This window comes from Escherichia marmotae, from assembly GCF_002900365.1.
In the GTDB taxonomy this organism is placed as follows: domain Bacteria; phylum Pseudomonadota; class Gammaproteobacteria; order Enterobacterales; family Enterobacteriaceae; genus Escherichia; species Escherichia marmotae.
In genome coordinates this window covers 879,402-892,991 of sequence record NZ_CP025979.1, presented here as the reverse complement: position 1 = coordinate 892,991, position 13,590 = coordinate 879,402, and the positions used below count along the sequence as shown (strand labels likewise).

Annotated in this window: 9 protein-coding genes and 2 pseudogenes; 9 read left to right on the top strand and 2 right to left on the bottom strand. The window is 47.4% G+C overall.

All coding sequences use genetic code 11. The features are described 5' to 3' along the window. The first annotated feature begins 344 nt into the window (after positions 1–344). The 5 genes and pseudogenes from gad to dosP form a co-directional block, all read left to right on the top strand. Positions 345–1,745, top strand: a complete 1,401-nt coding sequence (gene gad / locus C1192_RS04825; RefSeq protein WP_103194778.1) for a glutamate decarboxylase — start codon at positions 345–347, stop codon at positions 1,743–1,745. Positions 1,746–1,901: 156 nt separating this feature from the next. After that, a complete protein-coding gene (gadC, locus tag C1192_RS04820) occupies positions 1,902–3,437 on the top strand; it encodes an acid resistance gamma-aminobutyrate antiporter GadC (protein WP_001516379.1) in 1,536 nt (511 codons plus the stop codon). A 131-nt stretch (positions 3,438–3,568) separates the two neighbouring features. Then, positions 3,569–4,888 (top strand): family 10 glycosylhydrolase, encoded by a 1,320-nt coding sequence (locus tag C1192_RS04815; protein ID WP_077784594.1) that lies wholly within the window; start codon positions 3,569–3,571, stop codon positions 4,886–4,888. Positions 4,889–5,240: 352 nt separating this feature from the next. Further along, positions 5,241–6,386: pseudogene (locus tag C1192_RS04810) on the top strand (diguanylate cyclase); the annotation flags it as partial. Next, positions 6,374–8,017 (top strand): annotated as a pseudogene (dosP, locus tag C1192_RS04805) (oxygen-sensing cyclic-di-GMP phosphodiesterase DosP); the annotation flags it as partial. The pseudogenes C1192_RS04810 and dosP, both read left to right, overlap by 13 nt. Before the next feature lie 67 nt (positions 8,018–8,084). Here dosP and C1192_RS04800 read toward each other — a convergent pair. Then, positions 8,085–9,008 (bottom strand): omptin family outer membrane protease, encoded by a 924-nt coding sequence (locus C1192_RS04800; RefSeq protein WP_038355864.1) that lies wholly within the window; start codon positions 9,006–9,008, stop codon positions 8,085–8,087. Positions 9,009–9,328: 320 nt separating this feature from the next. Further along, a complete protein-coding gene (osmC, locus tag C1192_RS04795) occupies positions 9,329–9,760 on the bottom strand; it encodes a peroxiredoxin OsmC (RefSeq protein ID WP_038355863.1) in 432 nt (143 codons plus the stop codon). A 322-nt stretch (positions 9,761–10,082) separates the two neighbouring features. Between osmC and bdm the strand changes: the two genes are divergently transcribed. From bdm to adhP, 4 genes are all read left to right on the top strand, one after another. Further along, positions 10,083–10,298: a biofilm-dependent modulation protein gene (bdm, locus tag C1192_RS04790; protein ID WP_000495761.1), complete on the top strand. Its 216-nt coding sequence runs from the start codon at positions 10,083–10,085 to the stop codon at positions 10,296–10,298. 90 nt (positions 10,299–10,388) lie between these two features. After that, entirely contained in the window at positions 10,389–10,526 is a 138-nt protein-coding gene (sra, locus tag C1192_RS04785; RefSeq protein WP_000841554.1) for a stationary-phase-induced ribosome-associated protein, read from the top strand. A gap of 155 nt (positions 10,527–10,681) precedes the next feature. Then, positions 10,682–12,379: a malate dehydrogenase gene (gene maeA / locus C1192_RS04780; RefSeq protein WP_001516384.1), complete on the top strand. Its 1,698-nt coding sequence runs from the start codon at positions 10,682–10,684 to the stop codon at positions 12,377–12,379. Between the two features lie 133 nt (positions 12,380–12,512). Next, positions 12,513–13,523 carry an alcohol dehydrogenase AdhP gene (gene adhP, locus C1192_RS04775; protein ID WP_000642389.1) on the top strand — a complete coding sequence of 337 codons (1,011 nt, stop codon included), beginning with the start codon at positions 12,513–12,515 and terminating at the stop codon, positions 13,521–13,523. Positions 13,524–13,590: the final 67 nt, after the last annotated feature.

Below are 13,590 nucleotides of genomic sequence, written 5' to 3'. Positions count from 1 at the left end.
ACTTTGTTGGCGGGGTATTCTGTATAATTAACGTGTTTGTTTGACAACCTTTGAAAGTTTTTCAAAAAATTAACCGCGAACTAATAATGATATTTTAAAGGCCAATTTTTATGTGATAATTTCGGAGGGTAATAGAACGGACTAAAATAACAATAAAAAGAGTGATATTATCATTGATTATCTTCCTATCTTATTGTTTTTACTTGTCAAAATAAAAAACCCATTTTCAAACAACAAAATAAAATTAGGATTTTGTTATTTGAAACCGAGGCCTTTACGCTTGCTTACTTTATCAATAAATCCTACTTTTTTTAATGCGTTCCAATCATTTTAAGGAGTTTGAAATGGATAAGAAGCAAGTAACGGATTTAAGGTCTGAACTACTCGATTCACGTTTTGGCGCGAAATCTATTTCCACTATCGCGGAATCGAAACGTTTTCCGCTGCATGAAATGCGCGATGATATCGCCTTCCAGATTATCAATGATGAATTATACCTGGATGGCAATGCCCGACAAAACCTCGCCACATTTTGTCAGACCTGGGACGATGAAAATGTTCATAAGTTGATGGATCTGTCGATCAATAAAAACTGGATCGATAAAGAAGAATATCCGCAGTCCGCAGCAATTGATCTGCGTTGCGTAAACATGGTTGCTGATCTGTGGCACGCGCCTGCGCCGAAAAACGGTCAGGCCGTTGGCACCAACACCATTGGTTCTTCCGAGGCCTGTATGCTCGGCGGGATGGCGATGAAATGGCGTTGGCGCAAGCGTATGGAAGCCGCAGGTAAACCGACCGATAAACCAAACCTGGTGTGCGGTCCGGTGCAAATCTGTTGGCATAAATTCGCCCGCTACTGGGATGTGGAATTGCGCGAGATCCCTATGCGCCCCGGTCAGTTGTTTATGGATCCGAAACGGATGATTGAGGCCTGCGACGAAAACACCATCGGCGTGGTGCCGACTTTCGGCGTGACCTACACCGGTAACTATGAGTTTCCGCAACCGCTGCACGATGCGCTGGATAAGTTCCAGGCCGACACCGGTATCGACATCGATATGCATATCGACGCTGCCAGCGGTGGCTTCCTGGCACCGTTCGTCGCCCCGGATATCGTCTGGGACTTCCGCCTGCCACGCGTGAAATCGATCAGTGCTTCTGGTCATAAATTTGGTCTGGCTCCGCTGGGCTGCGGCTGGGTTATCTGGCGTGACGAAGAAGCACTGCCGAAAGAGCTGGTGTTTAACGTTGACTATCTCGGTGGGCAAATCGGGACTTTTGCCATCAACTTCTCGCGTCCGGCGGGTCAGGTGATTGCCCAGTACTATGAATTCCTGCGCCTCGGTCGTGAAGGCTACACCAAAGTGCAGAACGCCTCTTATCAGGTCGCCACTTACCTGGCGGATGAAATCGCTAAACTGGGACCGTATGAGTTCATCTGCACCGGTCGCCCGGACGAAGGTATCCCGGCGGTTTGCTTCAAACTGAAAGACGGGGAAGATCCGGGATACACCCTGTATGACCTCTCTGAACGTCTGCGCCTGTGCGGCTGGCAGGTTCCAGCCTTCACCCTTGGCGGTGAAGCCACTGACATCGTGGTGATGCGTATTATGTGTCGTCGTGGCTTCGAAATGGACTTCGCTGAACTGTTGCTGGAAGACTACAAAGCCTCCCTGAAATACCTCAGCGATCACCCGAAACTGCAGGGTATTGCCCAGCAGAACAGCTTTAAACATACCTGATAACGTTTAAGTGGTAATGCTGTCCCGGAACGCTCCTGTTTCGGGACAAATTCCAAAGTCTGTTCACTGGCATTAGCAACGGAAAATATTGCTCTGAACACGCTTCAGAACAAGACAGGTGCGGTTCCGACAGGAATACCGTTTTAGGGGGATAATATGGCTACATCGGTACAGACAGGTAAAGCTAAGCAGCTAACATTACTTGGATTCTTCGCCATTACGGCGTCGATGGTAATGGCTGTTTATGAATACCCGACATTCGCAACATCTGGTTTTTCATTAGTCTTCTTCCTGCTATTAGGCGGGATTTTATGGTTTATTCCCGTGGGCCTCTGTGCTGCGGAAATGGCTACCGTGGACGGCTGGGAGGAAGGTGGTGTTTTCGCCTGGGTATCGAATACCCTGGGGTTGAAATGGGGATTTGCAGCTATCTCATTTGGCTATCTGCAAATCGCTATCGGCTTTATTCCAATGCTCTATTTCGTGTTAGGAGCGCTCTCCTACATCCTTAAATGGCCTGCACTGAATGAAGACCCGGTAACGAAAACCATTGCAGCACTCATCATTCTTTGGGCACTGGCATTAACGCAGTTCGGCGGCACGAAATATACGGCGCGAATTGCTAAAGTCGGCTTCTTCGCCGGGATCCTGCTGCCTGCATTTATTTTGATCGCATTAGCGGCTATTTACCTGCACTCCGGTGCGCCGGTTGCTATCGAAATGGATGCAAAAACCTTCTTTCCTGATTTCTCAAAAATTGGCACGCTGGTTGTGTTTGTTGCCTTCATCCTGAGTTATATGGGGGTGGAAGCATCCGCAACGCACGTCAATGAAATGAGTAATCCAGGGCGCGATTATCCATTAGCCATGCTGCTATTGATGGTGGCGGCAATCTGCTTAAGCTCGGTTGGTGGTTTGTCCATTGCGATGGTCATTCCGGGTAATGAAATCAACCTCTCCGCAGGGGTGATGCAAACCTTTACCGTTCTGATGTCCCATGTGGCACCGGAAATTGAGTGGACGGTACGCGTGATCTCCGCCCTGCTGCTGTTGGGGGTACTGGCAGAAATAGCATCCTGGATTGTCGGCCCTTCTCGCGGTATGTATGTCACTGCACAGAAAAACCTGCTGCCCGCCAGCTTCGCCAAAATGAACAAAAATGGCGTGCCGGTAACGCTGGTGATTTCCCAATTGGTGATCACTTCAATTGCGTTGATTATCCTCACCAATACCGGTGGTGGTAACAACATGTCCTTCCTGATTGCACTGGCACTGACAGTGGTGATTTATCTGTGTGCTTATTTCATGCTGTTTATTGGCTACATTGTATTAGTCCTTAAACATCCTGATTTAAAACGCACATTTAATATCCCTGGCGGTAAAGGCGTAAAACTGGTGGTAGCTATTGTCGGTCTGCTGACCTCAATTATGGCGTTTATCGTCTCCTTCCTGCCGCCGGATAATATCCAGGGTGACTCTACCGATATGTATGTTGAATTACTGGTGGTGAGTTTCCTGGTAGTACTCGCCCTGCCCTTTATTCTCTATGCCATCCATGATCGTAGAGGCAAAGCGAATACCGGTGTAACACTGGAGCCAATTAACAGCCAGAACGCGCCGAAAGGCCACTTCTTCCTGCATCCACGTGCACGTTCACCGCACTATATTGTGATAAACGACAAGAAACACTAACCCTATCTGAGTGGTAACAGTATAAGGGAGCGATAGTTAATCGCTCCCTTTTTCGTACCAGTTATCGTATTGACTTGCCCCAGATAAGTACGAGAATGAGCAACACATCTGTTTACCGGAAACCAGCATATATGGATATCTGCTCCCGAAACGTGAAATTCGCGCTCAAAAGGCCAGCGGCGCTCGTTGCACTGGCTCTTGTACCGTGTAGTTGTAAGACAACACCGCCAACCACAATAGTTACACCACCAGCAGGCTTAAAACCACCAGCAACAGCGCAACAATCGTCGCAACCCATGCGTGGTATCTGGCTGGCCACTGTGTCTCGCCTCGACTGGCCCCCGGTTTCCTCGGTTAACATTAGTAACCCCACCACCCGAGCCAGCGTGCAACAACAGGCGATGATCGACAAGCTGGATCATCTGCAACGTCTCGGCATAAATACGGTCTTTTTCCAGGTAAAGCCCGATGGCACTGCCCTTTGGCCATCAAAAATTTTGCCGTGGTCAGATCTTATGACCGGCAAGATGGGTGAAGACCCCGGTTACGATCCGCTGCAATTTATACTCGATGAAGCCCACAAGCGTGGGATGAAAGTACACGCCTGGTTTAACCCCTATCGCGTGTCGGTTAATACTAAACCCGGAACAATCAGGGAATTGAATAACACCCTGTCGCAGCAACCTGCCAGCGTCTATGTGCAGCATCGCGACTGGATCAGGACATCGGGCGACCGTTTTGTTCTCGACCCGGGCATCCCTGAAGTTCAGGACTGGATCACATCGATAGTTGCAGAAGTCGTTTCCCGTTATCCGGTTGATGGTGTGCAGTTCGACGACTATTTCTACACCGAATCACCAGGTTCACTGCTTAACGATAACGAGACGTACCGCAAATATGGGGGCGCTTTTGCCTCGAAAGCAGACTGGCGACGCAACAATACCCAGCAGTTAATCGCGAAAGTATCGCATACCATAAAAAGCCTGAAGCCTGAGGTCGAATTTGGCGTTAGCCCGGCAGGCGTCTGGCGTAATCGCTCACATGATCCACTCGGTTCAGATACCCGTGGAGCTGCTGCCTATGATGAATCCTATGCGGATACCCGCCGTTGGGTCGAACAAGGTTTACTGGATTATATTGCCCCACAAATTTACTGGCCTTTCTCTCGTAGCGCCGCACGCTATGACGTATTGGCTAAATGGTGGGCAGATGTCGTCAAACCGACCAAAACCCGTCTCTATATCGGTGTCGCCTTCTATAAAGTTGGAGAACCCTCGAAGATAGAACCTGACTGGACAGTTAACGGCGGCGTGCCAGAACTGAAAAAGCAGCTCGATCTTAACGACGCTGTTCCAGAAATTAGCGGTACTATTTTGTTCCGCGAAGATTACCTGAATAAACCACAGACCCAGCAAGCCGTTAGTTATCTGCAAAGTCGCTGGGGAAGCTAATCCCCTTTTTTACTGTGCCATCGCCGGTGATTAAAGCACCGGCCTGTTACCTTTCAAAAAAGTCACATTCTCTTAATGTTAAATTATTTGCGTATAAGCAAATGGCCATAATCTCCTGATTAATTAGTATTAATATGAAAAACAAAGTGATGTTCGTCGCCACCGAAAAATAATCACGATGGGCTATACTCTTCAGAAGAACAGTAGCGTAGATTAAAACTGTCTAACTCGTTTATTTCTCTTCATTACATCTTCATATTTCAGGAGAATATGGTGCAATAAGCCTGTCCAGTGTGTTGCATTTCGTTTTTTCGATCTCATTTGCCTTTCCAGTCGTATAAGGGGCTGAATTATGGAGATGTACTTTAAAAGAATGAAAGATGAGTGGACCGGATTAGTTGCCCAGGCCGCTCCCATCATTCGCACAAAAGCCGCAGAAATTGCCGTTACCCATGCCCATTACCTGAGCAATGAGTTTTATCGTATTGTACGCACTGACCCGCACGCCGAAGAGTTTTTGAGTAACGAACAGGTTGAAAGACTGATACAAATCCAACATACCGTGGCTGAAGTCCATGCTCGTATTGGCATTCCCGTGGAAATTGTCGAGATGGGTTTTCGCGTGCTGAAAAAAATCCTCTATCCAGTGATATTTTCCTCTGATTATTCGCCTGCGGAAAAACTTCAGGTTTATCATTTTTCGATTAGCAGTATCGATATAGCCATGGAAGTTATGACCAGGGCGTTTACCTTTAGCGACAGTAGCGCCGCTAAAGAAGATGAGAACTATCGTATATTCTCATTACTGGAAAATGCTGAAGAAGAAAAAGAACGGCAAATAGCCTCATTACTTTCATGGGAAATAGATATTATTTATAAAGTTCTGTTGGATTCTGATTTAGGCAGTAGCCTACCGTTAAGCCAGGCTGATTTTGGCCTGTGGTTTAACCATAAAGGCCGCCATTATTTTAGTGGTATTGCTGAAGTAGGCCATATCTCCCGCCTGGTTCAGGATTTCGACGGAATTTTCAATCAGACAATACTCCATGCCAAAAATCTGAGTAACAAAAGCCTGCGAGTGAAATTTTTATTACAGATACGAAATACCGTATCGCAAATTATCACTTTACTACGAGAACTGTTTGAAGAAGTTTCTCGCCATGAAGTGGGAATGGATGTGTTAACCAAGCTACTCAACCGCCGTTTCCTGCCGACTATCTTCAAACGTGAAATTGCCCATGCCAATAGAACCGGCACGCTGTTGTCTGTGCTAATCATCGATGTTGATAAATTCAAAGAGATCAACGACACATGGGGACATAACACCGGTGACGAGATCTTACGTAAAGTCTCGCAAGCGTTTTACGACAATGTTCGCAGCAGTGATTATGTTTTCCGCTACGGTGGCGATGAATTTATCATTGTACTGACTGAAGCCTCAGAAACTGACACTTTACGTACCGCAGAACGTATACGCAGTCGGGTAGAAAAAACCAAACCAACATCCTCGCTGCCATGTGCAGTAGCCCACCGTTTCACGAAATGGGTGAAATCATTTGCCGTAATATTGAATCCATTCTTCATGAATCACACGTATCGCTGTATGCATTGCGTAATGGGATGCCAGTGCATTGGGCATCGTCCTCTCATGAGGTAGATGTAAAGAATGCACAAAGCTGGGCTGTCACCATTCGCCAGCGTGATGGTGCGCCTGCGGGGATACTGCAAATCAAGACCGCGGCAGGAACAGAAACCAGTGCATTTGTCGAACGTGTGGCAGATATCAGCCAGCATATGGCCGCACTGGCGCTGGAACAGGAGAAAAGCCGCCAGCACATCGAACAGCTAATTCAGTTTGATCCGATGACCGGTCTGCCAAATCGCAATAATCTGCACAATTATCTTGATGACCTGGTCGATAGAGCCGTCTCTCCGGTGGTGTATCTTATTGGCGTCGACCATATTCAGGATGTGATCGACAGCCTCGGCTACGCGTGGGCCGATCAGGCATTGTTAGAGGTCGTTAATCGTTTTCGCGAAAAACTCAAACCCGATCAGTATCTCTGCCGCGTTGAAGGTGCACAGTTTGTCCTCATTAGCCTGGAGGATGAAGTAAGCAACATTACCCAAATCGCTGATGAGCTACGCAACATCATTAGAAAGCCGGTCATCATTGACGATCAACCTTTTCCTTTAACCTTAAGCATTGGTATCAGTTACGACGTTGGCAAAAACCGTGACTACCTGCTTTCTACCGCCCACAATGCGATGGATTTCATTCGCAAAAATGGCGGCAACGGCTGGCAGTTCTTTAGTCCGACAATGAACGAAATGGTTAAAGAGCGGCTGGTATTAGGTGCGGCGCTGAAAGAAGCGATCAGCAACAACCAGTTGAAACTGGTTTACCAGCCGCAGATCTTCGCGGAAACGGGTGAACTGTACGGTCTTGAAGCACTTGCTCGCTGGTACGATCCACAGCATGGTCATGTTCCCCCTTCCCGGTTTATTCCCCTCGCGGAAGAGATTGGTGAAATTGAAAACATTGGTCGCTGGGTCATCGCTGAAGCCTGTCGCCAGTTAGCAGAATGGCATAGCCAGAATATTCACATCCCGGCGTTATCCGTTAACTTGTCTGCGCTGCATTTTCGCAGTAATCAACTACCCAATCAGGTTTCCGACGCGATGGAAGCCTGGGCGATTGACGGCCACCAGCTAACAGTGGAAATCACCGAAAGCATGATGATGGAACACGATACGGAGATCTTTAAACGCATCCAGATCCTGCGGGATATGGGTGTAGGTTTATCCGTCGATGATTTCGGCACCGGCTTTTCTGGTTTATCACGCTTAGTCAGCCTGCCGGTAACAGAAATCAAAATTGATAAAAGTTTTGTCGATCGTTGTCTGACTGAAAAACGCATTCGCGCCTTGTTAGAAGCCATTACCGGCATTGGACAAAGCCTGAACTTAACCGTAGTGGCTGAAGGTGTAGAAACAAAAGAACAGTTTGAGATGTTACGCAAGATCCACTGCCCCGTTATTCAGGGCTATTTCTTCTCACGCCCTTTACCCGCCGAAGAGATCTCTGTCTGGATGTCTACTGCACTACCGCTTCAAATCGACGTTTAGTAAATCTTGCCCGCACTGGCGGGCAAGATTTCATGTATTCGTATTAAGCTATTTGCGCGCCGCTATATTAAAATCTGTACATAATACCCGCACCAATAATGTAATTATAATTCTGCATCCCTGGTGAATCTTTATCTTTTACACGTTCACCATTTTCTTTATGATAAATTGTTGTGTTACCAACATCATTAGAGAATCTACTCCATGATATTTCTGTAAAAATACGCGCCTGTGGATTAATGTTATACCCCACGTTAATAAGACCTGAGTAATATTTTTGGTTAGATACTTTATCTTTAAATGTAATGTTGCTCAAGTAATGCTGATCTGTGCCTTTCCCTTCTCCCCTGGCGCTATATTTAAATTGCGTTATAATATCAAAATCATGGTAGATATATTTACCAGAAAGACCTAAATAGGGAGCGCTGAATTTTTGTTGGTAACCAATAACTTTTTGGTCATGAGGAATATCACTAATGTCGGCACCATTGTCATAACTATAGTAACCGCCTTTCGCCAACCAACTGAAACGCGTCTCCTGATAGCCTAACACAGCGCCTAATTGGTAGTTTTGTTCCTTTAAAAACCAACCTGTTATATTGAGATCAAACTGATTTGCAAAATTTAACCGTGTTGCAGGATGATGTGACCAATCGCTCCAGTGTTGTTGCCCCGGTTCCAGCCAGTCATAATCATCCATTAGCGCACCGGCAGAGGCAAGCGTCGTCCAGCCGTTGGCATTAAGAGTCAGCCATGAGACTGCATCCCAGGTTACGCCCATTTTAACAATGGGCGTATTTTGAATTTTCCAGTCCAGTTGGCTAAGTGTGCCACCATTACTATAGACAAACTCACCTGACTCACCATTCAGAAATGAAAGAGAAGCATCAACAAAAACACTGTCAGGTGAGAAATTAAATTCTGAAGATGCACTTGCATACTGGCTTAGATAAATTAACACAATAAAAAAAGAGACCTTTTTCACCGACATGGCTTCATCCTTATTGAACAATATCAATTAGCAAATTAATTGAATTGAATTAATTTAAATAGATTTGAATTGGTTAAAATTAACTAAGTCTTACAATGGCACATATGATTCGCACCATCAAACAGAAAACATAAATAACCCAATATTTACTGATATTCTGAACGAAGTATAAATTCACAACCTGATGCAATAATGATTTTTTATGAGCAGAGGGGATAATGAGCAGAATAAAGATGCGGTTTAAATACGAGATCTCATTGGGATAAGGACAAAGTATTTGTGTAGATAACTTGCCGGATGACGCATCATCCGGCGAGAATTTATGCTTTCACCTGGTAATCCAGCGTAATTTCCGCTTTCAGTACCTGAGAAACCGGACATCCTGCTTTTGCTTTCTGGATAATACCGTCAAAGGTGGAAGCATCAATGCCCGGAACGGCGACTTCGCTTTTCAGTGCAATTTTAGTAATCGCAAAACCAGCATCCACTTTATCCAGTGATACATCGGCAGTGGTATCAATCGATGTTGGTGTGAATCCCGCTTCCCCCAGCATTAATGAAAGCGCCATCGAGAAACAAGCGGCATGTGCTGCACCAATCAGCTCTTCCGGGTTGGTTCCTTTTGCGCCTTCAAAACGCGTGTTAAACCCATACGGTTGTTGGTTCAGCACACCGCTCTCGGTAGATACTGTTCCCTTCCCGCGTTTGATATCGCCTTCCCAGTGTGCCTGACCTTTCTTATGGATTGTCATTGTTGCTCTCCTGTGGGCTTAAAAAGGAAATTATAGACTACGGGAGAAACAGCAAGAGGATAAGCAGGATATTCCGAATTAAACCGGCTAAAAAAATCACCTGCGCATTTAAATGGAATGACCGCACCGGATGTCTGGAAATATAGGATTAAAACGATACCCCAACAAATAAAAACCAATAACATCATGCATTTAAAATATAAAAATCACCAACCAGGATTATTCCTGGTAACGAGACAATAAATATTTGCCATGCTGAATGTGCTTTATAAATCTGCGAGGCGTAGCAGACACCATAAATACACAGACAAGGAGGATCACTATGTTTACTTATTATCAGGCAGCAAATTCCACCGCAGAACCCGCTCTGGTTAACGCCATTGAGCAAGGCCTTCGGGCAGAGCACGGTGTTGTCACTGAAGATGATATTCTCATGGAGCTGACCAAATGGCTGGAAGCTTCTGATAACGACATCCTCAGTGATATCTACCAGCAAACTATTAATTATGTGGTCAGTGGCCAGCACCCTACACTTTAAGCTGCTATGCTTGATCCGCAACCTTAGGGGTTACGTTTCTTCGCTTTGGCGAATTGTCCTTAAAACTAGTAACAGGATTGAGGAGTTAAAATGAAATCGAACCGTCAGGCCCGTCATATTCTTGGACTGGATCATAAAATATCTAACCAGCGCAAAATAGTTACCGAAGGTGACAAATCCAGCGTGGTAAATAACCCAACAGGCAGAAAACGCCCCGCTGAAAAGTAAGTTTTAACAATCCGTCCTCAATGACGATTAAACACCATTGCCAGCGCAATGGTGTTTTTGTTTTTATCTGCTTTATACTTGGGCCGACGCCCTGGCGGTAAAGCAAAGACGATAAAAGCGCCCCAGGGATGGATATTCAAAAAAGAGTGAGTGACATGGAACCAAAAACAAAAAAACAGCGTTCGCTTTATATTCCTTACGCTGGCCCTGTACTGCTGGAATTTCCGTTGTTGAATAAAGGCAGTGCCTTCAGCATGGAAGAACGCCGTAACTTCAACCTGCTGGGGTTACTGCCGGAAGTGGTCGAAACCATCGAAGAACAAGCGGAACGTGCGTGGATCCAGTATCAGGGATTCAAAACCGAAATCGACAAACACATCTACCTGCGTAACATCCAGGACACCAACGAAACCCTCTTCTACCGCCTGGTGAACAATCATCTTGATGAGATGATGCCCGTCATTTATACCCCAACCGTCGGCGCGGCCTGTGAACGTTTCTCCGAGATCTACCGTCGTTCGCGCGGCGTGTTTATCTCTTACCAGAACCGCCACAATATGGACGACATCCTGCAAAACGTGCCGAATCACAACATTAAAGTGATTGTGGTGACGGATGGCGAACGTATCCTGGGCCTGGGTGATCAGGGTATCGGCGGGATGGGCATTCCAATCGGTAAACTGTCGCTCTATACCGCCTGTGGCGGCATCAGCCCGGCGTATACGCTGCCGGTAGTATTGGACGTTGGCACCAACAATCAGCAACTGCTTAACGACCCGCTGTATATGGGCTGGCGGAACCCGCGTATCACCGACGACGAATACTATGAATTTGTTGATGAATTTATCCAGGCCGTGAAGCAACGCTGGCCTGACGTGTTGCTGCAGTTTGAAGATTTCGCACAGAAAAACGCGATGCCGCTGCTGAACCGTTATCGCAATGAAATATGTTCCTTTAATGATGACATTCAGGGGACCGCCGCGGTAACGGTCGGAACGCTGATAGCAGCCAGTCGCGCGGCGGGTGGTCAGTTAAGCGAGAAAAAAATCGTCTTCCTCGGCGCTGGCTCTGCGGGATGCGGCATTGCGGAGATGATCATCGCCCAGACCCAGCGCGAAGGATTAAGCGAGGAAGCGGCGCGGCAGAAAGTGTTTATGGTCGATCGCTTTGGCCTGCTGACCGACAAGATGCCAAATCTGCTGCCTTTCCAGACCAAACTGGTGCAGAAGCGGGACAATCTCAGCGGCTGGGATACCGACAGCGATGTGCTGTCACTGCTCGATGTGGTGCGCAATGTCAAACCGGATATTCTGATTGGCGTCTCCGGACAGGCCGGGCTGTTTACGGAAGAGATCATCCGCGAAATGCACAAGCATTGCCCACGCCCAATCGTGATGCCTCTCTCTAACCCGACATCACGCGTCGAAGCCACGCCGCAGGACATTATTGCCTGGACCGAAGGTAATGCGCTGGTCGCCACTGGCAGCCCGTTTAATCCCGTGGTATGGAAAGATAAAATCTACCCTATCGCCCAGTGTAACAACGCCTTTATCTTCCCGGGGATCGGGCTGGGCGTTATTGCTTCCGGCGCGTCACGCATCACCGATGAGATGTTGATGTCGGCAAGTGAAACCCTGGCGCAGTATTCTCCTCTGGTGCTGAACGGCGAAGGTCTGGTATTGCCGGAACTAAAAGATATTCAGAAAGTCTCCCGGGCTATAGCTTTTGCGGTCGGCAAAATGGCTCAGCAACAAGGCGTGGCGGTGAAAACCTCCGCTGAAGCTTTGCAACAAGCCATTGACGATAATTTCTGGCAAGCCGAATACCGCGACTACCGTCGTACTTCCATCTAAGTCTCTGCCCGGTAGTGAACACTGCCGGGCAATTTTTCTCTCCCTTTTTCAGATCTCATCCATACTGGGTAGTGGCGAATAAATCTCATTTGCCTCACCTGCTATGCAGAACATCATCCGAAAAGGAGGAACTATGAAGGCTGCGGTTGTTACGAAGGATCATCATGTTGACGTTACGGATAAAACGCTGCGCTCACTGAAACACGGTGAAGCTCTGTTAAAAATGGAGTGTTGTGGTGTATGTCATACCGATCTTCATGTTAAGAATGGCGATTTTGGTGATAAGACCGGCGTAATTCTGGGGCACGAAGGCATTGGTGTGGTGGCGGAAGTTGGCCCTGGAGTAACTTCATTGAAACCAGGCGATCGCGCAAGCGTAGCATGGTTCTTTGAAGGATGCGGTCATTGCGAATACTGTAACAGCGGCAACGAAACCCTCTGCCGTTCAGTTAAAAATGCCGGATACAGCGTTGATGGCGGGATGGCTGAAGAGTGCATCGTGGTCGCTGATTACGCGGTCAAAGTGCCGGATGGCCTGGACTCGGCTGCCGCCAGCAGCATTACCTGCGCGGGCGTCACCACCTATAAAGCGGTGAAACTGTCAAAAATTCGCCCCGGGCAGTGGATTGCTATCTACGGTCTTGGCGGTCTGGGCAACCTCGCCCTGCAATATGCGAAGAATGTCTTTAACGCCAAAGTGATCGCCATTGATGTCAATGATGAGCAACTGAAACTGGCGACCGAGATGGGCGCTGATTTAGCAATTAACTCACGCTCTGAAGATGCTGCCAAAATTGTGCAAGAGAAAACCGGTGGCGCTCATGCCGCGGTGGTGACGGCGGTAGCAAAAGCCGCATTTAACTCGGCGGTCGACGCCGTTCGCGCAGGTGGGCGTGTCGTGGCTGTAGGTCTACCGCCGGAATCTATGAGTCTTGATATTCCACGGCTGGTGCTGGATGGCATTGAAGTCGTAGGTTCGCTGGTCGGCACGCGCCAGGATTTAACCGAAGCCTTCCAGTTTGCCGCCGAAGGTAAAGTGGTGCCAAAAGTCGCCCTGCGTCCGTTAGCGGACATCAACACCATCTTTACCGAGATGGAAGAAGGTAAAATCCGTGGCCGTATGGTGATTGATTTCCGTCGCTAAGAGTCCTTTGCTGCGACTGCCATGTTCGGGTCGCAGCCTGTTTTGCGAGACGCTTTCCGCAATTTCA